Below are 24,327 nucleotides of genomic sequence, written 5' to 3'. Positions count from 1 at the left end.
TTATGGGCGTCTGGCTAGACGCGAATGCTCATGCCGTCGCTCAGGCTGTAGCGATAAGCGCGGGCCGCGGGCAACAGGCCGATCACCATGCCGGCCAGCCAGACCAGCCCCAGCAGCAGCCATTCGTGGGCGCTCGGCAGCCCCAGGCTCAATTGCAGGCCATAGTGGCTGAGCAGCCAGGGGGTGGCAAGCCCCTGCCCCAGGTAGAGCACCGCCACCCCGAGCGCGATGCCGGCGGTGGTGAGGGCCATCGCCTCCAGCGCCAGCAGCAGGAACAGGTGAGCGGGGCCGGCGCCGAGGGATCGCAAGATGGCAAGCTCCCGGCGCCGCTCGTTGAGACCGGCCAGCAGGGTGGTCAGCATGCCGATGAGGCCCGCCACCACCACGAAACCGGCGATCACCGACAGCGCCGTCTCCGCCACGCTCATCAGGCTCCACAGCTCCTGCAGGGCGGCCCCCGGCAGGATCGCCATCAGCGGCTCGCCCCGGTAGGTGTTGACGCTGCGCTGCAGCTGGAACGCCAATATCCGGTTGCTGAGCCCTACCATAAAGGCGGTGATGGTCTTGGGAGTGAGATCCTGGGCCAGCGCCTGCTCGGCAGTCACGTTCTTGCTGTGACGGCCGGTGTCCCAGCCCAGATGGATCGCCTCGATGCCGGCCAGCGGCACATGGATGGTGCGATCGATGGGGGTACCGGTCGGTGCCAGGATCCCCACCACCTTGAATGGCAGGTTGTCGTGCTGGCTGAACGAGGTGTTGCCGGCCCCGTGGGCGATGACGATGGACTGCCCCAGGTGATAACCGAGCTTCTCTGCCACCTGGGCGCCGAGCACCGCCTCGAACGGCGTGTCGAACGCTCGCCCTTCACGCAGCTCCAGCGCCTGCTGCTGGCCGTACTTCAGGTGGGTGAAGTAGTCGCCATTGGTGCCAAGCACGCGAAACCCCTTGTGGGAGTCGCCAAGGGAAAGCGGGATGGTCCAGGCGATGCCGCGCTGGTTCTTGATGGCCTGATAGGCATCCCAGCCCACGTTGTTGGTGGGATTGCCGATGCGAAACACCGAGTAGAGCAGCAGGTTCACCTGGCCGGAGCGGGCACCGACGATGAGATCCGTGCCCGACACCGTATTGGCGAAGCTCTCGCGGGCCTGGTTGCGCACCCGCTCCACCCCGAGCAGCAGGGTGACGCTGATGGCGACGGCCAGCAGGGTGAGCCCGGCGGTGAGGCGACGGGCCCAGAGGCTTTGCAGGGCGAGTTTTAGCATGCGGCCCTCCTGTTCAGTTGTTGCAGGTTTTCCACCCGCGGGAAGAGCGGTTCGAGGTAGGGGTCGTGGCTGACGAAGACCAGGGTCGAACCCTGCTTGTTGCACTCCTCGAACAACAGCTTGATGAAGGCGGCCCGATTGTCGGTATCGAGGGCCGAGGTGGGCTCGTCGGCGATCACCAGCGGCGGTGAGCCGATCAGCGCGCGGGCGGCGGCCACCCGTTGCTGCTGGCCGATGCTGAGGGCATGGACGGGCCTGTGCAGCGCCTCCTCGGGCAGTTGCAATTCCCGCAGCAGGCGGCGCGCCTCATCGGCCGGGCTGCCTTGCAGCCGGGCCCGCTTCTCGGGGGAGAAGGTGAGGGCGCTGGTGACGTTGTCCTGCACGGATAAAAACGGCAGCAGGTTGAACTGCTGGAAGATGTAACCCAGATTGGCCGCCCGGAAGTTGTCGCGGGCACGGCCAGAGAGCCGGGCCAGCGGCTGGCCCAGCACCTCCAGGGTGCCGTGGTTGGCGGTCTGGATCCCGGCCAGCAGGCCGAGCAGGGTCGACTTGCCCGAACCGGACGGTCCCTTGATGAACACCCGCTCTCCCTCGCTGATGGTGAGAGCGGGCAGATCGAGTACAACCTCGTGACCCGGCCAGGCAAAGGCCAGATCGCGGATCTCAACCACGGCATTTTTCATGGCGTTACCAGCTCAGTTTGTTGGCGGAGGGGGTCAGCTCGCCTGCCGTCTGGCCGCTGGGCAGGATGCCCTGCACGCTCAGCTTCTCCAGGCTCGGATAGACGCTGAACAGGGTCGCTTCAAGGCCGGTGAGTTTGGCCGGGGTGGCGCAGGTGTAGGTGTACATGGCGCCCATGTCGGCGTGACCGGCGTCGTCGTGCTGGTGTTCGTCGTGTTTGCCGTCAGACTGCTGGTGGTCATGATCATGATCTTCCTTGGCGGCCTGCAGCTCCTGCTGGGTTAGCTTGCAGCCGGCGGCTGGGTCGAAGCGAAACAGGGCATCGGGTTGCTTGAGTTGAGCCATGGCCTTGGCGTATTGCGCCTTCTCCTCGTCGCTCTTGGCGGCGTGCTCGAAGCCCACCAGATCGGCGGCGGGGGCCTGCAGCTCGATCATCAGCTGGTTGCCATCGAGCACCAGGTTGAGGTGACCGTGGCCGTGCTCGTGGGCGCCGTGGCCGTGACTGTCGTGTTCATCGTGGTTTGCCTGCACGCCAAACGCGGCGGCCGCCAGTAACAGGGTGACTGCTTTCATCGTTAATCCTTTGAAAAGTTTATTGAAAAATGGATTTAGCCGGATAAGCGATGAAGCAGTGGCGGCGCGCGAATACGGCACTGGCCTGACGGGGTGGCATGAGGTTTGGGCAAGGCGGCATCAACGAGCGTGCCGATGATCACTTGTGAAGATGGGATGACCAGGGTTGGGGTGAGTGCCAGCTTGCCATCCAGATGCAGGGCGCAGAGGACGCAGGCGTGGTTGTGGCCGGGCAGGTCGGCTTCCAGCGGATGTTGTGCCAGCACCGGTTGCAACCACAACCAGCCCAGCAGCAGCAACCAGATTTTCAGCTTGGTACGACCCATAGACCCCTATCAAAGGGGCGCCATCAGCGCCCCTTCTCTCTGACTTAGAGATGGGACTTGATGAGCCCCATCACGGTAGCGATATTGTTGGCATCGAGCTGGCCATCTTTGGCAAACAGCACCTTGCCTTCTTTGTCCAGCAGGATGATGGCCGAGCTTTCCGGCGCCAGATCCCAAGCGTTGCGGGCCATGCCCTTGGCATCCAGCACCATGGCGGACCAGGGGAATTCCTTCTTGCTGTCCTCGGCACTGCTCTTCACAAAGCCGGAGGTGCCCCAGATGGCGTCATTGCTGTTGATGATGGTGACGGTCTGGTACTTGTCGTGGGGCAGCTTGGCCGCCTTGATCGCTTCGATCATGGGGGCGTTGAGCTCCTTGGCGCTGGAACGACCGGCGATGTGCTGGATCAGAAAGACCTTGCCGGCCAGCACCTTGCTTTGCCAGGGCTGATAGCTGATCTCTTTCTCTTTCAGAACCAGTTCACCCTTGTCGCTGATGTTGACCAGCGGCACCTGGGCTGACTCCTTGATGTTGTGAGCCAGAGCCAGCGTTGGCAGCAGCGCCAGAGTAAGTACGAGATGTTTCATCCTGATGACACTCCTTTTGTTATGTTATAACGATTTTTGCATTGAGGGAATGGGGCAGTACTCATCCTAAACTGATCGGATCTGTTTAAGAAGTGTTAAATAAACGTGTGATTGGCCCGCTTGCCTACCCGCCAGCACGGGGCCTGGCTGGCAAAGGCGGCTAGGATGGCACGCAGTCGATAAAAATCAATTGCTTATCAACTGGTTTGAGGAGTCTGGCTGCGGCCTGCAGCCAGACGGGAGGTGAGGGGGAGGGCTCAGTAGAGCGGTTCGCTCACCAGCGGGATCTTGGCCATGGTCATCTGTTGGGCCAGCAGGGGCGAGCCGGTCAGCAGAACGTGGCGCTGGTTGCCGATCACCACGGTATCCCCTTTCAGGCCGCTGTCGGCGGTGATGGCGAGCCAGGCTGGCGAGACGCTGCCGATGCTGATGTTCGGGTAGATGATGCTGAGCATGTACTGGGGGGCCAACTCGGCCAGCAGGCTGGCCATCAGCAATGCCTTCTCATCGCTGTCTGCCTTGTTGCTCTGCAAGGCTTGCAGCGGCGGCGCGAAGTGGTCCATCTGCTCGGGCGGGGTGGGAATAGCGCTCAGCCACTCCTGCAGCAGGCCGACGCTGGTGGCCAGATCCTTGGCCAGGAACTGTTTTGCCAATGGCCTCAGGTCGCCCTTGAACTGGTAGAACAGCTGCGAATAGTTGGGACGCACGCAGGGCAGCTTGCGATTGGCGGGATGAACGCAGGGCACCACCCGCATCTGATAGAAGGCATCGTCCTGATATTGCTGATAGGCCTGCCAGAACAGGGTCGACTCCATGCTGTCGTCGTGCAGGGTGAAGGCCTGCTCCAGATTGCGAAACTTGGTGGCGGTCTCCGGGCTGGTCTGATTGATCAGATTGATGCTGTTGTAGAGCCGCGGACTGATGTAGGAGTAGAGGGTCTCCAGCGGATAGTTGAGGGAAGCATCGAGCAGGCTCATCTCGTGGCGGCTGGCGGAGATGACCCGCTCATCCGTGTTCAGCAGCAGATGCTTCTGCTGGCCGTCGGCTGATTGCCACTGCCAGCTCAGGGTGACCTCGTTGGCCCCGGCCATGGACGCGAACACTAGACTCAACAACAGACCTTGTGCCAGTTTCATGATGTGCATCCTGCTCGGGGTGATAATAAACAACTAGGTGAGCTGGCCGATTTTGGATGAGTCTGGCATTTGTGATTTTGATAACAGATTGATCGGGCTTTTAATTTAATTCTGGAAATAAGTCATGCAGGAAACCGTCATGAAGCGAATCACACCGTTGTTGCTGCTGTTGGCCACCTTGCCGGCCGCGGCGGGGCCGGTCATCGTCAACCAGGGGATGTCCAGTGCGGATACCTTTGCCCTGCGGGACAAGCTGGCGCGGGAGCATGAGTGGCAGGAGTGGCTGCGTTTCCAGCAGGCCATCAAGTGGCTGGAGGTGCTGCCGGTGAACTGCGAGCTGATGAGCGATCAGGATGGCAGCTATCGCTGCGGGGGAGACTACTACCGATCCTATCGACAGGATGGGCGCGACATCTATATCCAGGGGGAGCCTGCGGGTGTGACGCCGGGTCAGCGCCCGCAACAACCCATAAAAAAGGCGCCTTGAGGCGCCTTTTTCACGAGAGATACGCTTACTTGGCAGCGTAACGCTCGGCAGAGCTGATGATCTCAGCTTCGGCGGCGGCCTTGTCGCCCCAGCCTTCAACCTTGACCCACTTGCCTGCTTCCAGCTCTTTGTAGCGCTCGAAGAAGTGCTGGATCTGGGCGCGCAGCAGCTCGGGCAGATCGTTCACATCCTTGATGTGATCGTACTGCTTGGTCAGCTTGGAGTGCGGAACGGCCACGATCTTGGCATCTTCACCGGATTCGTCGGTCATCTTCAGCACGCCAACCGGGCGGCAGCGAATGACGGAGCCGGCCAGCAGCGGGTAGGGAGTCGGCACCAGCACGTCGACCGGATCACCATCCAGAGACAGGGTGGCGTTCACGTAACCGTAGTTGCACGGGTAGAACATCGGGGTAGACATGAAGCGATCAACGAAGATGGCACCGCTGTCCTTGTCGACTTCGTATTTGATCGGGTCGGCATTCTGCGGGATTTCGATGATGACGTAGATGTCGTCGGGCAGGCTCTTGCCAGCCGGGACCAGGTTCAGGCTCATGACGTTTCCTTTGAGTGTTGGAGTCAAGTTTGCAGGCCGATATTATAGCGATGTCGCGTCAAATGACCATATTTCAGGGCCACTGCGACAGAGTTGGTGGATACCGCACAGCTTGGGTCTGCCAAATTGCCGTCACCTTGCTAGAATGCGCACTCCCTTTACTGGAAAAGGCAGCGGTATGCACATTCACATCCTCGGGATCTGCGGCACCTTCATGGGTGGTCTGGCGGTGTTGGCAAAACAGCTTGGTTACCGGGTGACCGGTTCGGATGCCAACGTCTATCCCCCCATGAGTACTCAGCTCGAGCAACAGGGCATCGAACTGACCGAAGGCTATGACCCTTCCCAGCTCGATCCGGCGCCGGATCTGGTGGTGGTCGGCAATGCCATGAGCCGCGGCAACCCCTGTGTGGAGTATGTGCTGGACCGCAATCTGCCCTACATCTCCGGCCCCCAGTGGCTGCTGGAACACGTGCTGCAGGATCGCTGGGTACTGGCCGTCGCTGGCACCCACGGCAAGACCACCACCGCCAGCATGCTGGCCTGGGTGCTCGAATACGCCAAGCTGGAGCCCGGCTTCCTCATCGGCGGCGTGCCCGGCAACTTCCCGGTCTCCGCCCGCCTCGGCTCCGCCCCCTTCTTCGTCATCGAGGCGGACGAATATGACTGCGCCTTCTTCGACAAGCGCTCCAAGTTCGTCCACTACCACCCGCGCACCCTGGTGATGAACAACCTGGAGTTCGACCACGCGGATATCTTCCCGGATCTCGCCGCCATCCAGCGCCAGTTCCACCACCTGATGCGCACCGTGCCGAGCAACGGCCGGGTGCTCTTCCCCAAGGGGGACGAGAACCTCGCTGCCGTGCGCAAGATGGGCTGCTGGAGCGAAGTGGAGCTGGTGGGTCAGGACGACGCCCAGTGGAAGGCGGTCAAGCTGGCCGACGACGGCTCCGCCTTCGAGGTGTGGCTGGACGGGGTGAAGCAGGGCGAGGTGCACTGGGAGTGCATCGGTGAGCACAACGTCAACAACGGCCTGATGGCCATCGCCGCTGCCCGCCATGCTGGCGTGATGGTGGAGCACGGCATTGCGGCCCTCTGCCAGTTCAAGTCCCCCAAACGGCGGATGGAGCTCAAAGGCGAGGTGGCCGGCATCAGCGTCTATGACGACTTCGCCCATCACCCCACTGCCATCGAGACCACCCTCGGCGGACTGCGCGCCAAGGTGGGCAAGGCCCGCATCCTGGCGGTGCTGGAGCCCCGCTCCAACACCATGAAGCTGGGGGTGCACAAGGAAGAGCTGGCCGGCTGTTTCGATGGCGCCGACGAGGTGTTCTTCTTCCAGCCCCCCAACATCGGCTGGGATCTCGGCGAGGTGACCGCCCACATGACCCGACCGGCCAAGGTGTTCAACGATCTGGAGACCCTGATCAACCGGTTGGTGGCCGAGTGCCGCGATGGCGATCATATTCTGATCATGAGCAACGGTGGCTTCGGCGGCATTCATGACAAGCTGATCGCCCGCCTCAAGGACTATCACGGCCAGCTATGAACAAAGCGATCACCTTGGCGCTGACCGGCGCCTCCGGCGCCCCTTATGCCCTGCGCCTGCTGGAATGCCTGGTGCAGGCGGATTATCGGGTCTACCTGCTCGCCTCCTCGGCGGCTCGTGTGGTGCTCAAGACCGAACAGCAGCAGGAGTGGCCCGGCTCGCCCAAAGAGCTCTCTGCCTATCTCTGTCGTCAATATGGCGCCAGCGAGGGGCAGATAGTGGCCTGCGGCAAGGAGGAGTGGTTCTCGCCGGTGGCTTCCGGTTCGGCGGCGCCCAGGCAGATGGTGGTCTGTCCCTGCTCCATGGGGACCGTGTCGGCCATTGCCAACGGCACCTCCGACAACCTGCTGGAGCGGGCGGCGGACGTGGTGATCAAGGAGCGCGGCCAGCTCATTCTGGTACCCCGCGAGAGCCCCTTCTCGGCGATCCACCTGGAGAACATGCTGAAACTGGCGCGGCTCGGGGTGACCATCATGCCGGCGGCGCCGGGCTTCTATCATGAGCCAAAGAGCATCGCGGATCTGGTGGACTTCATGGTGGCGAGGATCCTCGACCATCTGGGGATCGAGCACGATCTGACTCGCCGCTGGGGCTACGCCAAAGGGTGAGCTGAGGGATAGTGGACAAACAAAAGCGGCGCCGACCTGAACAGTTCGGCGCCGCTTTATTTTGACGGAGCGGGTTAGGCTGCCTGGATCGGGGCCGTCACGTACTTGAACAGAAAATCGGTCACTTCTTCCCGGTCCGGGCGTTGTGGCTGATTGATCATCTGCATCATGACGTAACCAAAACCGGTCAGGGAGCGGGCCAAGTCCTGGGCGGACAGCACGCTCTGGATCTCGCCGGCATCCATGGCGCGTTGCAGGTGGGGTGCAATGCGCTCCAGTGCCTTGTCCAGCAGCTTGGCGTAACGGGGCCAGACCTCTTCCCGCACCGATGAGCTCCACTCCAGCCAGATGCTGGCGTGGTCAGGCTGATCGTAGGCGGCGTCGACAAACAGCTTCACGTGGCGGCGAATACTGTCGCTGACCGGGCCCTGGCCGGTGTAGGCCTGTTCCAGCATCTGATGCACGAAACGTTCGATCTCGGCCAACACTTCATCCACCAGCTCTTCACGGGTGTTGAAATAGTTGAACACGGTAGCAACCGAGACCTTGGCCTGTTCTGCGATTTCGGCGTGACCCGCACGGCCAATGCCGCGACGGGAGAACACCTCGATGGCACATTCCATCAATTGATTGCGTCGGGCCTCCGGCGAAAGCCGGGTTCGACGTCTTATTTCTGCGCGTGGTTCCATAGTTTTTTCATCTAATAGTTATTGATTATGGTGTTTATAGTATTGTCACCGATAATGCCCGAGGGCCTGCTAACTCTATCAATTAAAATAAGCCGATAAAAGCATCACGTATGCCTGACGCCCTTCGGCTTGAATGGTAGAATCATCGGTTTTGACGTTAATGAACGGCCAAATTCGCTTTGGCCATTATGGAGTAAGTGATGAAACACACTGTCGAGGTGATGATCTCCGAGGCTGAAGTCGCCGCCCGGATCGCCAAATTGGGTGAAGAGATCACCGCCCGTTATCAGGGCTCTGACGAAGTGGTCATGATCGGCCTGCTGCGTGGTTCCTGCATCTTCCTGGCCGACCTGTGCCGCCAGACCCAGCTGCCCATCACCCTGGATTTTATGACCGCCTCCAGCTATGGCTCCGGCATGCACAGCACCCGTGACGTGCGCATCCTCAAAGATCTGGATGACGACATCAAAGGGAAGGACGTGGTGATCGTCGAAGACATCATCGATACCGGCTACACCCTCAACAAGGTGCGCGAGATCCTCTCTCTGCGCGAGCCGAAATCCCTGGCCATCTGCACCCTGCTGGACAAGCCGTCCCGCCGCGAAGTGCAGGTTCCGGTAGACTGGATCGGTTTCTCCATTCCCGATGAATTCGTGGTGGGCTGCGGCATCGACTATGCCCAGAAGTACCGCAATCTGAAGTTCATCGGCAAGGTAGTACCGCAAGAGTAAGCAAGGTTCAGGAATATCACGGGCGAGGTGGCAGAGCGCCATTTTCTGTCTGCAGGCGGCCTTGGCCGCCTTTTCTGTCTCGAGATGGGATGCGCCATCACAGGGGTTGCAATGAACGCACTGGAAATCAGCGGCCTGAAAAAGACCTATCAGGGGGGCGTCGAAGCCCTTAAAGGCATCGATCTCACCGTCAAGCAGGGGGATTTCTTCGCGCTGCTCGGCCCCAACGGGGCGGGCAAGTCCACCACCATCGGCATCATCAGCTCGCTGGTGAACAAGAGCGCCGGCAAGGTGAAGGTGTTCGGCCATGACATCGACACTCACCTGGAAGAGGCCAAGGCCCAGCTCGGGCTGGTGCCGCAGGAGTTCAACTTCAGCCAGTTCGAGAAGGTGATCCAGATAGTCACCCATCAGGCCGGCTTCTATGGCGTGCCGCGGGCCGAGGCCAAGATCCGTGCCGAGAAGTATCTGCGTCAGCTCGACCTGTGGGACAAGCGCGACATGCCGGCCCGCACTCTCTCCGGTGGCATGAAACGCCGGCTGATGATCGCCCGCGCCCTGATGCACGAACCCAGGCTGTTGATCCTCGACGAACCGACCGCCGGGGTGGACATCGAAATCCGCCGTTCCATGTGGAGTTTCCTCAAGGCTCTCAACGAGCAGGGCGTCACCATCATCCTCACCACCCACTATCTGGAAGAGGCCGAGATGCTGTGCCGCAACATCGGCATCATCGACAAGGGCCGCCTGATCGAGAACACCAGCATGAAGAATCTGCTGGGCAAGCTGGGCCGCGAGACCTTCATGTTGGATCTGGCGCCGGGCTCCGCCGTGCCGAACGTACCCGAGTTCAACGGTCGCATGCAGGACGAACGCACCCTGGAGGTGGATCTGGACAAGAGCCAGTCTCTCAACAGCCTGTTCGAGCAATTGTCGAGCCAGCAGGTGCAGGTATTGAGCATGCGCAACAAGGCCAACCGGCTGGAAGAGCTGTTCGTCACCCTGGTCGAGGAGGGGAGAAAAGCATGAACCTGACCACTTACTACATCGCCTTCAAGAGCATTCTGGCCAAGGAGATTAGCCGCTTCACCCGGATCTGGATCCAGACCCTGGTGCCGCCCGCCATCACCATGAGCCTCTACTTCGTCATCTTTGGCAACCTCATCGGCGGCCGCATCGGTGACATGGGGGGCTTCAGCTACATGGAGTTCATCGTGCCCGGCCTCATCATGATGTCGGTGATCACCAACTCCTACTCCAACGTCGCCTCCTCCTTCTTCAGCGCCAAGTTCCAGCGCAACGTGGAGGAGCTGCTGGTAGCGCCGGTGCCCAACTACGTCATCATCGCCGGCTACGTGGGCGGTGGCGTGGCGCGTGGCCTCTGCGTCGGTCTCATCGTCACCCTGGTGTCGCTGTTCTTCGTGCCGCTGCAGATCCACCACCTGTTCAGCGTCTGCTTCACCGTGCTGTTGACCGCCATCCTCTTCTCGCTGGGCGGCCTCATCAATGCTGTGTTTGCCAAGACCTTCGACGACATCAGCATCATCCCCACCTTCGTGCTGACGCCGCTCACCTATCTCGGCGGGGTGTTCTACTCCATCAGCCTGTTGCCGCCTTTCTGGCAGGGGGTCTCCCAGGTGAACCCGATCATCTACATGGTGAACGCGTTCCGTTACGGCTTCCTCGGGATCTCCGACGTGCCGCTCGGCACCGCCTACCTCATCATCATCGGCTTCATCGTGGCTCTCTACGGTCTGGCCTGGTGGCTCATCTCGCGCGGCACCGGGCTGCGCCACTGATGCAATGCAACGGGCACCCTGGGGTGCCCGTTTTTTTGCCGCCTCTTTTACCTCTCCTGCGCTGGCCCCCTCTCGAACAGGGTCAATAACCGCTCTCTTATCAAGGTTTTATCCGGCACCTTGTGATCCACCGCAATTTTCAGATTACCCCCAAAGGTATAATTTCCGCGGTTGGAAGGTCTGCACCATGGAGGCCCTCCGTCTCTTCTTTTTCTCACCAGGGCAGGATCGCCTATGTCACTGATCACCGAGTTGCCAGCCATTTTCGACAGTTTTTCAGATGCCCGCCGTCAGGGCTTTCTGGCCGTGATGGCACTTAAGGAGCGACAGATCCCCCTGGTCGGCACCTACTGCACCTTCATGCCGCAGGAGGTGGCGATGGCCGCCGGTGCCGTGGTGGTATCGCTCTGCTCCACCAGCGACGAGACCATCGAGGAGGCCGAGAAAGACTTGCCCCGCAACCTCTGCCCGCTGATCAAGAGCAGCTACGGTTTCGGCAAGACCGACAAGTGCCCCTACTTCTATTTCTCCGATCTGGTGGTGGGGGAAACCACCTGCGACGGCAAGAAGAAGATGTACGAGTACATGGCCGAGTTCAAACCGGTGCATGTGATGCAGTTGCCCAACCGTGCCGATGACGAGGCCTCCCGTACCCTGTGGCGCAGCGAAATCGTCCGCTTCAAGGAGTTGCTGGAGCAGCAGTTCGGCAACCCCATCAGCGAGCAGGCATTGCGCGATGCCATCGTGCTGAAGAACCGCGAGCGCCGTGCGCTGGCCGACTTCTACCGGCTGGGCCAGCTCAATCCACCAGCGCTGAGCGGCACCGATATCCTCAAGGTGGTCTATGGCGCCACCTTCCGCTTCGACAAGGAGCAGCTCATCAGCGAGCTGCAGGAGATGACCCGCCGCATCAAGGCCGAGTATGCCGAGGGCAAGCGGCTCGATGCCCGTCCGCGCATCCTCATCACCGGCTGCCCCATCGGTGGCGCCGCTGACAAGGTGGTGCGTCTCATCGAGGAGCACGGCGGCTGGGTGGTGGGCTACGAGAACTGCACCGGCGCCAAGGCGACCGAGCAGTGCGTCAGCGAGGAGGGCGACTTGTTCGATGCCCTGACCGACAAGTATCTGGCCATCGGCTGCTCCTGCATCTCCCCCAACCACCAGCGCATGAAGCTGCTGAGCCAGATGGTGGAGGAGTATCAGGCGGACGGGGTGATCGACGTGATCCTGCAGGCCTGTCACACCTATGCGGTGGAGTCGCTCGCCATCAAGCGCCACGTGCGCGATCGCCACGGCATTCCCTACATGGCGGTGGAGACCGACTACTCCAGCGCCGACAAGGGACAACTGGCCACCCGGCTGGCGGCCTTTATCGAAATGCTGTGAGGAGGTGCCGTGTCACTCACCATCGGGATTGACTCGGGCTCTACCGCGACCAAGGGGATCCTGTTCGACCACAAGGATGGCGGGCGCATCGTCCACCGCTTTCTGGTGCCGACCCCCTTTCGTCCGCTGGCCGCCATCGAGCAAGGCTGGGAGACGCTCTCGGCCGCGCTGCCAGAGCGCCCCCACCTGACCCTGACCGGTTATGGCCGCGATCTGGCGTCGTTCGCCGATCGGCGGGTCACCGAGATCTCCTGCCACGGGCTGGGGGCGCGCCTGCTTTGCCCGTCGGTACACACCGTCATCGACATCGGCGGCCAGGACAGCAAGGTGATCCAGCTCGATGGCGAGGGCAACCTCACCGACTTTCTGATGAACGACAAGTGCGCCGCCGGTACCGGCCGCTTTCTCGAGGTGATCACCCGCACCCTGGGGGCGCGGGTCGAGCAGCTCGACGAGCTGCTGCAAGGAGCCGAGCCCCACGACATCAGCAGCATGTGCACCGTGTTTGCCGAGTCGGAGGCGATCAGCCTGCGCTCGGCGGGCATTCCGGCCGAGTCGATCCTGGCCGGCATCGTCCGATCCATGGCCCGGCGCAGTGCCAACTTCATCGGCCGCCTCGGCGCCAGACCGACGGTGCTCTTTACCGGCGGCGTCAGCCACTGCGCCACCTTCCGCCACTATCTGGCGCAAGGATTGGGCTGCGACGTGGCCACCCACCCGGACGCCCAGTTTGCCGGTGCGCTGGGGGCGGCCCTGTTCGGCGCGCGTGCCCGCACAGGAGGCAAATCATGAACGCAGAGTTCCTCTACCTGTTCCACTCCACCCTCGGCACGCTCAGGCTGCGCAAGCGGCTGGAGCAGCAGCCCCACGCCTTTCGGGTCTGCGACGTACCGCGCCGGCTCAGTGCCGGCTGCGGCCTCGCCATCCGCCTGCACTGCCCGCCCGAGGAGTGGCAGCAGTGGTGCCAGCGCGGCGAAACTGCTGCCGTTTTTCGTTGTGACGAAGACGGTGAGTATTGCGAACTGGCCCGCTATCCGGCCGCCGGCTAGGGCATGGTGACGCCTGCTCGGGGAGTTGGCAGTGGAGGGCATGGATGATAAAGAACTGTCCCGTGGTTGTTTATCTGCGGGTGCTGGCCAGGCTGGCGCTGGGGGGATTCTTCGTCGCTTCCGCCGGGTTCAAGCTGGCAGCGCCGGAGCTGTTCGCCGAGCAGATCGGCGCCTTCGGCCTGCTCTGGTCGCCGTTCATTCCCCTTGCCGTCTGGGGGCTTGTCGGGCTGGAGCTCTGCGCCGGGCTCGCGGTGATTGCCAACCGACGCTGGGGGCTCTGGTTGGTGGTGGCCCTCTTGGCCCTGTTTATTCCGGTGTTGGGCTATGGCATCGCCATCGGGCTCGACATCTCTTGCGGCTGTCTTGGCAGGGCTGATCTCAGTTCGCTGCCACAGGCCCTCTTGCGGGATCTGCTGCTGTTGACGCTTGCGGGCGCCTTGCTGCGCCACTCCCGCCCCGTTTTTACCGTTCCAAAGGAGCAGTGACATGATGAGATTGCAATCCCGCACCCTGATGGCCTCGCTGATTGCGGCCAGCTTTGCCCTCAGTGGCTGTGGCGACAACCAGTTCGAGCAGGAGACCAAGCTGGAGCAGGCGGCGGTACAGCTCTCCCAGGAGACCCAGCAGGGGGGCTATCAGCTGCTGACCGTGGCGGAGCTGAAAACCCGGATGGATAAAGGCGAGGCGCTGGTGATCATCGACACCATGCCGTTCGAGGACTCCTACAAGAAGGAGCACATCCAGGGGGCCAAGAATTTTGCCTTCGTGAAGGAGGCCAAGTCCGGCGATGACTGGAGCCAGATCGTCGAGGGGAGCGGCACGCCCGAGCAGCTGCTGGCTCTGCTGGGGGACGACAAGACCCGTCCGGTGGTGTTCTACTGCGGCTTCGTCAAGTGTGGCCGTAGCCACAACGGGGCCGCCTGGGCGGTCACCCAGGGCTATCAGCAGGTCTATCGGGTGCCGGGCGGCATCTTCGCCTGGAAAGGGGCGGGTTACCCGGTTACCGCCGAGTAGGCAGGACACGCTCAGAAACAACAAAGCCCGCACATGCGGGCTTTGTTGTCAGTGGCGCTGCGGCTCAGGAGCGGGCCAGCGTCACCACCCGGTTGTCGATGAGGCGGGCCTTGCCGAGATACGCCGCCATCAGGATCACCAGCTGCTCGCTCTGGTCGGTGGCCGCTTCCAGGGTGGCGGCATCGACGATGTCGATGGCGTCGGTCCGAAAACCGGCCTTGTCGAGGCGCTGGCTGGCCTGGGCCACCAGGGAGGGCAGGTGATGGTCACCCGCTTCAATCTGCTCGGCGATCCAGTTCATGGTGCGCGCCAGCTCAGGGGCCAGGGCCCGCTCGGCGGTGGTCAGGTAGCCGTTGCGCGAGGAGAGCGCCAGCCCGTCCTCGGCCCGCACGGTGGGCACGCCGACGATCTGGATGGGCATCGCCATGTCGGCCACCATCTTGCGAATGAGCGCCAGCTGCTGGTAATCCTTCTGGCCGAAGCAGGCCACATCCGGCTGCACCAGATTGAACAGCTTGGTCACCACGGTGCTGACGCCGCGGAAGTGACCCGGACGCAGCGCCCCTTCCAGCAGACCGGAGAGGCCCGGCACCTCGACGAAGGTGTGACTGGCGAGCCCCTGCGGATACATGATCTCCGGGGTCGGCGTGAACACCATGTCCACCCCGGCCGTTTCCAGCGCGGCGCAGTCCTGCTCCAGGGTGCGCGGGTAGTTGGCGAGATCCTCGGCCTTGTCGAACTGCATCGGGTTGACGAAGATGCTGGTCACCACCTTATCGGCGTGGTGGTGTGCCTCTTTCACCAGGGTCAGATGGCCCTGATGCAGGTTGCCCATGGTGGGCACGAATGCGATTGTGAGCCCTTCACGGCGCCATTGGCCGATCTGTTCACGCAGAGCGGCGGGATTGTTAACGACCAACATCAGCAGTTCACCTTCGAAAAGATCAAAGAGAGGCGGGCGGTATGGGCCCGCATGGGTAAGAGAGGAGTGTCAACGGGCAGCATCATCGGTAGGTCACCTTGGGGTGAGTCATCAAGAGACGGGTTGCTCAGTCAGCACCAGAGGGCGAAGCGGGGGCGCAGGCCCCCGCTCTCGTCACGCTATCGGATCAGTTGAAGCAGTGTTCCGGGCCCGGGAAGGTGCCTTCGCTCACCTGCTTCACATAGAGCCGGATGGCGGCGCGCATGTCGCCGGTCTCGGCCAGGAAGTTCTTGGTGAACTTGGGCACATAGCCGGAGGTGATGCCGAAGGCATCGTGCATCACCAGGATCTGGCCGTCGGTGGCGGGACCGGCACCGATGCCGATCACCGGAATGCGCAGCGCCTTGCTGATGCGCTCGGCCAGCGAAGTGGGCACGCACTCGAGCACCAGCAACTGGATGCCGGCAGCCTGCAGTTCGAGGGCCTGACGGTAGATCTCCTGAGCCTGGAACTCGTCGCGTCCCTGCACCTTGAAGCCGCCGAATACGTGCACGGATTGCGGGGTGAGGCCGAGGTGGCCACACACCGGCACGCCGTTGCGGGTCAGGTGGCGAATGGAGTCGCACAGCCAGTCGCCCCCTTCCATTTTCACCATGCGGGCACCGGCCGCCATCAGCCGGGCGGCGTTCTGATAGGTCTGCTCCGGGGTGGCATAGCTCATGAACGGCATGTCGGTCACCACCAGTGCATTGGTGGTGCCGCGCACCACGCAACGGGTGTGATAGACCATCTCATCCATGCTGACGCCCAGGGTATCCTGACCCCCCTGCAGCACCATGCCCAGCGAGTCGCCGATGAGCAGCACGTGGGCGCCCTCGTCGTCGAACAGCTTGGCAAAGGTGGCATCATAGGCGGTGATGGCGGTGATTCGTTGGCCTTCCTGCTTCATCTTCAGCAGGTTGGTGGTGGTGATCTTGCTCATAGAGGCTCCTGTTCGTCTGCACCGGGGGCAATGATGGCAAGATCATTGTGCGGGCAGCGGGCAACCAGTTCTGCGAGTGGGGTGCCGCAAGGCAGTACCAGAGCGGGTGCAATCTCGGCCAGGGGCAGCAGCACGAACTCCCGCTCCTTCATGCCGTAATGGGGAACGATGAGGCGTTCATGCCTGATGATCTGATCGCCAAACAGCAGCAGATCGAGATCCAGGGTTCTTGGCCCCCATCGCTCATCCTTGCGCACACGTCCTTGTTCCAGCTCGATGCTTTGTAGTTGATCCAGCAGCGCCAGCGGCGTCAGCCGGGTGTTGAGCCGGGCCACGGCATTGACGTAGTCCGGCTGGTCAGCAGGGCCCATGGGGCGGCTGCTGTAAAACGACGAGGCCTGCACCAGCACGGATCCCGGCAACCTTGCCAGAGCGGCGACGGCGCGACGAGCCTGACCGAGCGGGTCAGACAGGTTGGAACCAATGGCGATGAAGACCTCGGTCATCACGTCAGTTGTCACTCGGCCGCTTTCGGTTTGCGGCGACGGGGGCGACGACGGTTGCGGCTGTTGCTGCTGCGCTTCTCGCCATCGTTGCTGCGCGCCTCACCGGCCTGACCGCGCTCACCGCTTGCCGGGCGGCGGGTCGCCTCCCGTTGCAGCTGCGGGCGCACGTCCGGATTGGATTCCACGTAGCGTTCCCACCAGCTGGCCAGCTCGCCCAGACCGCGCTCGACCCGGTTGCGCAGCAACAGGAAGTCAAACGCCGCGCGGAACTTGGGATGCTCCATGGCCCGCTCGGGATGGCGGCCCTGACGGCGGGTCAGCCGCTGCTGCAGGGCCCAGATGTCGCGTACATCGGTGGTGAAGCGGCGCGGGACGGCGATGATCCGCACCTGGTTGTCGAGCACCTCGTTGATCGCCAGCATGAAGGCGTCATACCAGGGCAGGCCGCTCTCGTTCTCCAGCACCCGGCCACGGGCCTCGACACAGCCCCACAGCAGGGTGGCGTAGAGGAAGGCGGGGGTGACGCGCTTGTCTTCCCGGACCCGGGTGTCGGTATCGATCAGCGCCTGCTCGATGAACTGCTCGTAGGGCGAGTTGCCGTGCGGGGTAAACAGCGCCGCTACCTGCGGGAACAGCTGCTGGAACAGGCCGTATTCGCGCAGCAGCTTGTAGGTGGCCAGGCCATCGCCAGCCAGGAACAGCTTGAGGGTTTCCTCAAACAGGCGGGCCGCCGGAATATCCTGCAGCAGTGGTGCCAGCTCCTTGATGGGGGCGGCGGTGCGCGGGCTGATGGTCATGTCCAGCTTGGCGGCGAAGCGCACGGCGCGCAGCATCCGCACCGGATCTTCGCGGTAACGGGTCTCGGGATCGCCAATGAGCTCCAGCTTGCGCTCGGCCAAGTCTTCCAGCCCGCCCTCGAAATCGTGCAGGGTGAAATCCTTGGCACTGTAGTAGAGGGCGTTGACGGTAAAGTCGCGACGCTCGGCATCCTCTACGATGGTGCCGTAGACGTTGTCGCGCAGCAGCATCCCTTCATCGGATTGGGCCGACACATGTTTGCTGGTATTGACCTGATGGTGGTGACCGCGGAAGGTGGCCACTTCGATCACGTCACGACCAAAGACGATGTGGGCCAGCCGGAAACGGCGGCCGATCAGGCGGCAGTTGCTGAACAGTGACTTGATCTGCTCCGGCGTCGCATCGGTGGCGATGTCGAAATCCTTGGGCGTCTTCCCGAGCAGCAGATCCCGGACTCCGCCGCCGACCAGGTAGGCTTCGTAGCCGCCCTTGTTCAGGCGATAGAGCACCTTGAGTGCATTCTCGCTGATCTCTTTGCGCGAAATCGGGTGCTGGTCACGGCTCAAGGTACGACGTTGTCCGGCGACACGGGCCGGAATGGGGGACTCCGCCGACTGCTCGCCGTCTTCCTTGCCGAGCACTTTGCGGCAAAAGTTTGCGATCTGGGAAAAAATGGTACACCTCGTTATGACTTCAAATTGACGGGAGGCCAAAAAAATAGCGGCCTATCATAGCTCACGCCTGCACAAATGAAAAACCATGTGGCTACTTCAGCTCATTTGAATCAAACCGAGCCAAAAAATAGCGGTCTACCTGCGCATAGCTCACGCCTAACCAAATGAAAAACCGTGCTGGCAATTGATCTCGTTTGAGAGGGCGCGGCCGGGAAAAATAGCGGTCTATTCCCATCGCTCACGCCTAACCAAATGAAAAACCGTGCTGGTAATTGATCTCGTTTGAAGCGGATCATCCCGGTAAAATCACGGCCAACAGCGGCGATTTACGTTCAATCAAACCAAAATTGCCTGCGCGATTCAGTAATCAGCCAGCTGGATCTTCTCGCTGGCAGGCACCCGGGCCAGCTGCCAGTGGGCTATGCCCCAGTCGATGATCTCGTCCACCCGGCTCGCCATCAGCTCGGGGGGCGGGCACTGGCCGAGAAAGTGCAGCGCCTGCCACAGGGCCGGGCGCACCTCGTCCTGTGCCAGCGCCGGCGCGTGGTTCTGCTTGGAGAGCTTGTTGCCATCGGCCTGCACCGCCAGCGGCAGATGCACCCAGGCGGGCACGGGGGCGCCCAGGGTCTGGTAGAGGGCGATCTGGCGCACCGTCGGCTCCAGCAGATCGGCACCGCGCACTATCTCGGTGATGCCGCAATCCATGTCGTCCACCACCACCGCCAGGTTGTAGGCATAGAGCCCATCGCGCCGGCGCACGATGAAATCTTCCTCGGCCAGCGCCGCCGGCACCGCAATGCGGCCCTGCAGCCCATCCTCGAAATCGTACACCGGGTGGTGCTGGCGCACGCGGGCGGCACAACCCTCCGCCGTGAGACCAAGGGGGCGGCAGTGACCGTTGTAAAAGCCGCCGCTCGCCATGATTTCGCGCCGGGTACAGCGACACCAGTAGAGATCGCCGGCCCGGTAGAGCTGGTCAATGATCTCGTCATAGCGGCCGTGGCGCCGGCTCTGGTACATCACCTCGCCATCCCACTGCAGGCCATGGGCCTCCAGCGTCTGCAAAATGAGCGGGGCGGCCCCCGCCATCTCCCGCGGTGGATCGATATCTTCGATGCGCACCAGCCAGCGCCCCTGCCGTGCCCTGGCCTGCAGGAAACTGCCGAGCGCCGCGATCAGGGAACCGAAGTGAAGCGGGCCTGAGGGGGAGGGGGCAAAGCGGCCGATATAAGGGCGGGTCTGGGATGAAGGGGTGGTATTCACGGGCATGCGGATTCGGGAAAACGGGACATTGAGGCTGCATTCTGGGACGGCCAGGCCAAAAGCTCAATAAAAAAGGGAGCCCGCGAGCTCCCTTTTTTCTGTTATGCCAGAGGTCGGTATCAACCGGCCATCTGTTTTTCCTTGATTTCAGCCAGGGTCTTGCAGTCGACACAGAGGTCGGCGGTGGGTCTGGCTTCCAGACGGCGGATACCGATCTCGATACCGCAGTGTTCGCAGTAACCGAAGTCATCGTCTTCGAGCAGCAGCAAGGTTTTCTCGATCTTCTTGATCAGCTTGCGCTCACGGTCGCGGGTACGCAGTTCAAGAGCGAACTCTTCTTCTTGCGCGGCGCGATCCACGGGATCCGGAAAGTTGGCAGCCTCATCCTTCATATGGTCAACGGTGCGGTCAACTTCCTGCATCAGTTGGTTGCGCCAGGCTCCCAGGATCTTGCGAAAATGTGCCTTTTGTTGGTCATTCATGTACTCCTCACCCGGTTTTTCCTGGTAAGGCGCCACACCCGCAATGGCCAGGGGGCCCAGAGATTTCCTGTTTTCGCCTGTTGGCATGCCCTGTCTCCTAATTCAGCACGCTACCCGTGCCATCCATAAATTGAGGGCGACATCTATAGCAGAAGGGTAACTTGGAGGCAAACAAGCCGTACCAATAATGTTACCCACTCCAACATTTATTCGCTGCCCTCGGGTAGCAGGTGACAAGATTCAAACGGGATAAAATCTTGGGCCACCATGCTCTGCACCCCAACATGGGGTCGATAGCATAAAATTTCAACCCCTGCCGTAATTGCTTGCTCAATAAGCAGACTATAGTGCGGATCTATATGCGCTGCCGGGCGCATTCTCACGATTCCGGAGTGCAAAACCATAAATAACAGCACGGCTCTGTGGCCTGCCGCCTTCATGGCCATTAATTCACGCAAGTGCTTGGCGCCACGGGTGGTGACCGCATCGGGGAAGTAGCCCATGCCGGCTTGCTCCCGCTCGTCGAGCAGGGTCACCGATTTCACCTCGATATAACAGGCCGGCCGGTGGTCATCCTCCAGCAGCAGATCGATGCGACTGTTCTCTTCGCCGTATTTCACCTCGGTGCGCAGCCTGGCATAGCCGCGCAGCGGGGCGAGGGCATCCTGCTCGATCAGCTCGCGAGCCAGCTGGTTGGCGCGGGCCGTGTTGACGCAAATGAAGTGACCGGCCGGGCTCTCGGCGATCTCCCAGCTATGGGGCAGCTTGCGTTTGGGGTTGCTTGATGTGGAGTACCAGACCCGGGTGCCCGGCTCGGCGCAGCCGGTCATGGCGCCGGTATTGGCGCAGTGGATGGTGATCACCTCGCCGTTGTCGAGCTGCACGTCGGTCAGGAAGCGCTTGTAACGGGAGACAAGCTGCCCGGATTGCAGGGGGGGATCGAAGATCATGGTATGGCTCTCTTAATCAATGAGTCTGGGCATGGCCGCCGGTCAGGATGCCATTTTCTCTCTGGCCCGCAGCGGCCAGCAGGCGAGGGGCTCGTAGCGCACCCCGTCCGGGGTGGAGAGGGATTGATAGAGGCAGAAGCGGTCGGCCTGCAGCACGAAATCGGGGGCGGGCAGCAGCGCCGGCGGTTCGCTCGCCTTGCGCGACAGGGTGACGTGGGGGCGATAGCCCTGCTCGCCGTTGCCAAGCCCCAGCTTCTCGCCGTGGCGACGCAGCGCCCTGGCCAGCACGGTGAGCTCGTTGGGCCACTCCGTCGGGCCGACCCAGGCGGCCTTGGCGCGGCCGAACCAGCCGGTTTCATTGAGCGCTATGGTGAGCGGCGGGCAGTGCTGGCGCTCGACGGCGGCCATCAGGCGGGTGGTGGTGAGCGGATCCGCTTCGCCGAGGAAGGCCAGCGTCAGGTGGAGATTGGCGGCGGGCACCGGTTGACCCGGCCAGGGCAGCTGGTCGCGCCAGGCGACGAGATCGGGTGCCAGCGCCTCGGCGGGCAGGGCAAAGAAGAGTTTGGCCATTCGGGTGAGCATGCCTCTTTAATGCAGACAGGGTGGCCCATTCTAGGGCAGCCACTGCATCCTGTCTCGCCGGCCGACATCCGCTCACGGTGGCCGGCCAGGCTGTGGCAGAATAGGCGCCGCTTTACGACTTGCAACAAGAAGGTGCAGATCCCTTTGTCTTCCCTCCCCATAGTGTCGGTGCTGCCCGCACTCTTTGCCGCCATCGACAACCATACCAGCGTGATCCTGCAGGCGCCGCCCGGTGCGGGCAAATCGACCCTGCTGCCGCTGGAGCTGGTGCGTCAGAACCGGCTGCCCGGTCGCATCATCATGCTGGAGCCCAGACGTCTCGCAGCGCGCAACATCGCCGGCTTTCTGGCGCGTCAGCTCGGGGAGAAGGTGGGCGAGCGCATCGGCCTGCGGGTGCGTGGCGAGAGCCGCACCAGCGCAGCCACCCGGCTCGAGATCGTCACCGAAGGGGTGCTGACCCGGATGCTGCAGCAGGATCCCGAGCTCACCGGCGTCTCCCTGGTCATCTTCGATGAGTTCCACGAGCGCAGCCTGCACGCCGATACCGCGCTGGCCTTCGCCATCGAGAGCCAGCAGGGGCTGCGCGATGACCTCAAGCTGCTGGTGATGTCTGCCACCCTGGATGGCATGGCGCTGGAGATCCTGTTGCCGGAGGCCCCGGTGGTTCGCTCCGAGGGGCGCGGTTTTCCCATCGACTACCACTATCGCCCCGCCAATCGCCAGCAGTGGCTGGAGCCCCAGGTCGGCGCCGTGGTGCTGGAGGCGTTGGCTGCCCACGCCGGCAGCCTGCTGGTGTTCCTGCCGGGCCAGGGGGAGATCGAGCGGCTGGCGCAGTGGCTGGAAGGGCGGCTGCCGGACGAGGTGACCCTCGCCCCCCTCTACGGCCGCCTCGACATGGCGGCCCAGCAGGCGGCCATCGAGCCGGCACCTGCGGGGCGCCGTAAGCTGGTGCTCACCACCAATGTGGCGGAGACCTCGCTCACCATCGAGGGGATCTCCGTAGTGGTCGACAGCGGGCTGGAGCGGCGCGCCTCCTTCGACATCAAGAGCGGCGTCACCCGGCTGGAGACCCGCCCCATCGCCAAAGCCTCCGCCACCCAGCGGGCGGGTCGTGCCGGTCGTCTCGGCCCCGGTGTCTGCTACCGGCTCTGGAGCAGCGAGGTGCAGGAGCGCCTCGCCGAGCAGAGCCCGCCCGACATCCTCACCCAGGAGCTGACGGGCCTGCTGCTGGACGCCGCCCAGTGGGGGGCCAAGGTCGAAGAGCTGCCGCTGCTGGACATGCCGCCGGCCGCCGCCGTCGCCAGTGCCCAGCGGCTGCTGGTGAGTCTCGGCGCCATGAAGCCGGAGGGTGAGCAACAACTTACCCCGGCTGGCCGCGCCATGGCGGCCTTCGGTACCCATCCTCGCCTCGCCCGCATGTTGCTGCGCGCCCGCGAGCTGGAGGCCGAGGGTCTGACAGGGATTGTCGCCGATGCGGCTTTCCTGGTGGCGCTGCTGGAAGAAGATCTGCGAGGATCGGAGCGCCTCTCCGTGCTGTTCCACCGCCGCCAGGGGGCCCTGCGCCAGAGTGCGGCCCGCTGGTTCGAGCGGCTCGGCACTCGCCCCGCCAGTGCGCAGGGGCAATGGCTGGGGCTGCTGTGCGCCCTCGCCTGGCCCGATCGCATCGGCAAGCTGCGCAGCGGCAGCCGCTATCAGCTCAGTGGCGGGGTGAGCTGCGATCTGGTAGAAGGTCACCCCTGTCAGGGGCAGGGGGCGCTCATTGCCATCGAGATGGGCCAGAACGAGCGCGGCAGCCGCATCTTCATCGCCGAACCGATAGAGCTTGATGAACTGGTGCGCCAGCTGCCCGAGTTGGTGAGCGAGCGCCAGTGGTTCGACTGGGACGAGCGTGAGGAGCGGGTGCGGGCCGAACGCCAGCAGGTGCTCGGCGAGCTGGTGCTGAGCCAGCGGCCGCTGACGGATCTCTCCGATGAACAGAAGGGGCGTTGCCTGCTGCAGGGTATCCGGCGCAAGGGGCTGCATGTGCTGCCCTGGGATGACGCCAGCGAGGGGCTGCTGGCCCGATTGCGCTGCGCCCGTGACTGGTTGCCCGACGAAGGGTGGCCGGCCATGGACGAGGCGAGCCTGCTGGCCGACCTGGAGCAGTGGCTGCTGCCGGCGGTGAGCGGCATGACCCGGCTGGAGCAGTTGAAAAAGCTCGATATGAGCGACATCCTGCGCCAGTCGCTGCCCTGGCCATTGCCCAAGCGGCTGGACGAGGCGCTGCCCGGCCACTTTACCGCGCCGACCGGCAGCCGGGTGCGGATCCGCTATCAGCTGGGCCAGGCGCCGGTGATCCCGGTGCGCATTCAGGAGATGTTCGGCCAGGCCGCGACCCCGTGCGTGGCCGATGGCCGGGTGGCGCTGGTGGTGGAGCTGCTCTCCCCGGCTCAGCGGCCGCTGCAGATCACCGCCGATCTGGCCGCCTTCTGGGCCGGCTCCTACGAGCTGGTGAAGAAAGAGATGAAGGGACGCTACCCCCGCCACTACTGGCCGGACAATCCGCTGGAGGCGATGCCGACCAGGGTCACCAAGAAGAAGATGGGGATGTAGGTTGGTGCAGGGAATAACGTAGCCCTACTCCAGCAGATGACCCTCACCCTGGCCCTCTCCCAGAGGGAAAGGGAACTGATCGAGGTTGGTGTTTGCTCCCTTCTCCCCTTGTGGGAGAAGGGCCGGAGATGAGGGGGGGAGGC

The 24,327-nt window shown here is 62.8% G+C and carries 28 protein-coding genes; 12 read left to right on the top strand and 16 right to left on the bottom strand.

What is annotated here, in order from left to right; translation table 11 throughout:
* Positions 1-14: 14 nt before the first annotated feature.
* The 6 genes from AHA_RS17975 to AHA_RS17950 all read right to left on the bottom strand — a co-directional run bounded on the left by AHA_RS17975 (position 15) and on the right by AHA_RS17950 (position 4,565).
* Entirely contained in the window at positions 15-1,262 is a 1,248-nt protein-coding gene (locus tag AHA_RS17975; protein WP_011707300.1) for an ABC transporter permease, read from the bottom strand.
* Positions 1,256-1,945 (bottom strand): ABC transporter ATP-binding protein, encoded by a 690-nt coding sequence (locus AHA_RS17970; protein WP_011707299.1) that lies wholly within the window; start codon positions 1,943-1,945, stop codon positions 1,256-1,258. Before AHA_RS17970 ends, AHA_RS17975 begins: the two co-directional genes overlap by 7 nt.
* A gap of 4 nt (positions 1,946-1,949) precedes the next feature.
* Positions 1,950-2,516 (bottom strand): DUF2796 domain-containing protein, encoded by a 567-nt coding sequence (locus tag AHA_RS17965; RefSeq protein ID WP_011707298.1) that lies wholly within the window; start codon positions 2,514-2,516, stop codon positions 1,950-1,952.
* A 35-nt stretch (positions 2,517-2,551) separates the two neighbouring features.
* Positions 2,552-2,842 (bottom strand): hypothetical protein, encoded by a 291-nt coding sequence (locus AHA_RS17960; protein ID WP_011707297.1) that lies wholly within the window; start codon positions 2,840-2,842, stop codon positions 2,552-2,554.
* A gap of 44 nt (positions 2,843-2,886) precedes the next feature.
* Positions 2,887-3,429 (bottom strand): YtfJ family protein, encoded by a 543-nt coding sequence (locus AHA_RS17955; RefSeq protein WP_011707296.1) that lies wholly within the window; start codon positions 3,427-3,429, stop codon positions 2,887-2,889.
* Between the two features lie 257 nt (positions 3,430-3,686).
* On the bottom strand, positions 3,687-4,565 hold the full coding sequence (locus tag AHA_RS17950; RefSeq protein WP_011707295.1) for a hypothetical protein: 879 nt from the start codon (positions 4,563-4,565) through the stop codon (positions 3,687-3,689).
* 124 nt (positions 4,566-4,689) lie between these two features.
* Here AHA_RS17950 and AHA_RS17945 point away from each other — a divergent pair, with 124 nt between their 5' ends.
* Positions 4,690-5,052 (top strand): hypothetical protein, encoded by a 363-nt coding sequence (locus AHA_RS17945; RefSeq protein ID WP_164927740.1) that lies wholly within the window; start codon positions 4,690-4,692, stop codon positions 5,050-5,052.
* Between the two features lie 25 nt (positions 5,053-5,077).
* Here AHA_RS17945 and ppa read toward each other — a convergent pair whose 3' ends face one another.
* Positions 5,078-5,608 (bottom strand): inorganic diphosphatase, encoded by a 531-nt coding sequence (gene ppa / locus AHA_RS17940; RefSeq protein ID WP_011707292.1) that lies wholly within the window; start codon positions 5,606-5,608, stop codon positions 5,078-5,080.
* Between the two features lie 178 nt (positions 5,609-5,786).
* Between ppa and mpl the strand changes: the two genes are divergently transcribed.
* A complete protein-coding gene (gene mpl / locus AHA_RS17935; protein WP_011707291.1) occupies positions 5,787-7,157 on the top strand; it encodes a UDP-N-acetylmuramate:L-alanyl-gamma-D-glutamyl-meso-diaminopimelate ligase in 1,371 nt (456 codons plus the stop codon).
* Positions 7,154-7,765 (top strand): flavin prenyltransferase UbiX, encoded by a 612-nt coding sequence (locus AHA_RS17930; protein WP_011707290.1) that lies wholly within the window; start codon positions 7,154-7,156, stop codon positions 7,763-7,765. The genes mpl and AHA_RS17930 overlap by 4 nt, the downstream gene beginning before the upstream one ends.
* A 74-nt stretch (positions 7,766-7,839) precedes the next feature.
* Here the strand turns inward: AHA_RS17930 and AHA_RS17925 are convergent, their stop codons facing one another.
* On the bottom strand, positions 7,840-8,454 hold the full coding sequence (locus tag AHA_RS17925) for a TetR/AcrR family transcriptional regulator (protein WP_011707289.1): 615 nt from the start codon (positions 8,452-8,454) through the stop codon (positions 7,840-7,842).
* A 200-nt stretch (positions 8,455-8,654) separates the two neighbouring features.
* Here AHA_RS17925 and hpt point away from each other — a divergent pair, with 200 nt between their 5' ends.
* The 8 genes from hpt to AHA_RS17885 all read left to right on the top strand — a co-directional run bounded on the left by hpt (position 8,655) and on the right by AHA_RS17885 (position 14,433).
* Positions 8,655-9,185: a hypoxanthine phosphoribosyltransferase gene (gene hpt / locus AHA_RS17920; RefSeq protein WP_011707288.1), complete on the top strand. Its 531-nt coding sequence runs from the start codon at positions 8,655-8,657 to the stop codon at positions 9,183-9,185.
* A gap of 111 nt (positions 9,186-9,296) precedes the next feature.
* Positions 9,297-10,214 (top strand): ABC transporter ATP-binding protein, encoded by a 918-nt coding sequence (locus AHA_RS17915; protein ID WP_011707287.1) that lies wholly within the window; start codon positions 9,297-9,299, stop codon positions 10,212-10,214.
* Positions 10,211-10,984, top strand: coding sequence for an ABC transporter permease (locus AHA_RS17910; protein ID WP_005304632.1), 774 nt, complete (start codon positions 10,211-10,213; stop codon positions 10,982-10,984). Before AHA_RS17915 ends, AHA_RS17910 begins: the two co-directional genes overlap by 4 nt.
* Positions 10,985-11,218: 234 nt before the next feature.
* Positions 11,219-12,370, top strand: a complete 1,152-nt coding sequence (locus AHA_RS17905) for a double-cubane-cluster-containing anaerobic reductase (RefSeq protein ID WP_115586423.1) — start codon at positions 11,219-11,221, stop codon at positions 12,368-12,370.
* Between the two features lie 9 nt (positions 12,371-12,379).
* Positions 12,380-13,162, top strand: a complete 783-nt coding sequence (locus AHA_RS17900; RefSeq protein WP_011707285.1) for an acyl-CoA dehydratase activase — start codon at positions 12,380-12,382, stop codon at positions 13,160-13,162.
* Positions 13,159-13,419, top strand: a complete 261-nt coding sequence (locus AHA_RS17895; RefSeq protein ID WP_077392373.1) for a DUF3343 domain-containing protein — start codon at positions 13,159-13,161, stop codon at positions 13,417-13,419. Before AHA_RS17900 ends, AHA_RS17895 begins: the two co-directional genes overlap by 4 nt.
* 44 nt (positions 13,420-13,463) lie before the next feature.
* A complete protein-coding gene (locus AHA_RS17890) occupies positions 13,464-13,904 on the top strand; it encodes a MauE/DoxX family redox-associated membrane protein (RefSeq protein WP_011707284.1) in 441 nt (146 codons plus the stop codon).
* Between the two features lies 1 nt (position 13,905).
* Positions 13,906-14,433, top strand: a complete 528-nt coding sequence (locus tag AHA_RS17885) for a rhodanese-like domain-containing protein (RefSeq protein WP_011707283.1) — start codon at positions 13,906-13,908, stop codon at positions 14,431-14,433.
* A 64-nt stretch (positions 14,434-14,497) separates the two neighbouring features.
* Here the strand turns inward: AHA_RS17885 and panC are convergent, their stop codons facing one another.
* The 8 genes from panC to thpR form a co-directional block, all read right to left on the bottom strand.
* The gene (gene panC / locus AHA_RS17880) at positions 14,498-15,355 is read right to left on the bottom strand and encodes a pantoate--beta-alanine ligase (protein WP_011707282.1); all 858 of its coding nucleotides are present in this window, start codon (positions 15,353-15,355) and stop codon (positions 14,498-14,500) included.
* Positions 15,356-15,542: 187 nt separating this feature from the next.
* On the bottom strand, positions 15,543-16,337 hold the full coding sequence (gene panB, locus AHA_RS17875) for a 3-methyl-2-oxobutanoate hydroxymethyltransferase (protein WP_011707281.1): 795 nt from the start codon (positions 16,335-16,337) through the stop codon (positions 15,543-15,545).
* On the bottom strand, positions 16,334-16,843 hold the full coding sequence (gene folK / locus AHA_RS17870; protein WP_011707280.1) for a 2-amino-4-hydroxy-6-hydroxymethyldihydropteridine diphosphokinase: 510 nt from the start codon (positions 16,841-16,843) through the stop codon (positions 16,334-16,336). Before folK ends, panB begins: the two co-directional genes overlap by 4 nt.
* An 11-nt stretch (positions 16,844-16,854) precedes the next feature.
* Positions 16,855-18,354: a polynucleotide adenylyltransferase PcnB gene (gene pcnB / locus AHA_RS17865; RefSeq protein WP_011707279.1), complete on the bottom strand. Its 1,500-nt coding sequence runs from the start codon at positions 18,352-18,354 to the stop codon at positions 16,855-16,857.
* 321 nt (positions 18,355-18,675) lie between these two features.
* The gene (gluQRS, locus tag AHA_RS17860) at positions 18,676-19,584 is read right to left on the bottom strand and encodes a tRNA glutamyl-Q(34) synthetase GluQRS (protein ID WP_164927739.1); all 909 of its coding nucleotides are present in this window, start codon (positions 19,582-19,584) and stop codon (positions 18,676-18,678) included.
* Between the two features lie 113 nt (positions 19,585-19,697).
* Positions 19,698-20,147 carry an RNA polymerase-binding protein DksA gene (gene dksA / locus AHA_RS17855; RefSeq protein WP_005304459.1) on the bottom strand — a complete coding sequence of 150 codons (450 nt, stop codon included), beginning with the start codon at positions 20,145-20,147 and terminating at the stop codon, positions 19,698-19,700.
* A gap of 119 nt (positions 20,148-20,266) precedes the next feature.
* Positions 20,267-21,010 (bottom strand): DNA/RNA nuclease SfsA, encoded by a 744-nt coding sequence (sfsA, locus tag AHA_RS17850; RefSeq protein ID WP_011707277.1) that lies wholly within the window; start codon positions 21,008-21,010, stop codon positions 20,267-20,269.
* A 42-nt stretch (positions 21,011-21,052) separates the two neighbouring features.
* Complete coding sequence (gene thpR / locus AHA_RS17845) at positions 21,053-21,580, bottom strand: RNA 2',3'-cyclic phosphodiesterase (protein WP_162517982.1); 528 nt, start codon at positions 21,578-21,580, stop codon at positions 21,053-21,055.
* 156 nt (positions 21,581-21,736) lie between these two features.
* On the opposite strand from thpR, the gene hrpB reads away from it, so the two are divergent.
* On the top strand, positions 21,737-24,184 hold the full coding sequence (gene hrpB / locus AHA_RS17840) for an ATP-dependent helicase HrpB (RefSeq protein WP_077392372.1): 2,448 nt from the start codon (positions 21,737-21,739) through the stop codon (positions 24,182-24,184).
* Positions 24,185-24,327: the final 143 nt, after the last annotated feature.

Origin of the sequence: Aeromonas hydrophila subsp. hydrophila ATCC 7966 (genome assembly GCF_000014805.1) — a bacterium.
Lineage (GTDB): Bacteria > Pseudomonadota > Gammaproteobacteria > Enterobacterales > Aeromonadaceae > Aeromonas > Aeromonas hydrophila.
The sequence above is the reverse complement of the archived record's forward strand: the minus strand, read 5'-3'. Positions and strand labels throughout refer to the sequence as shown.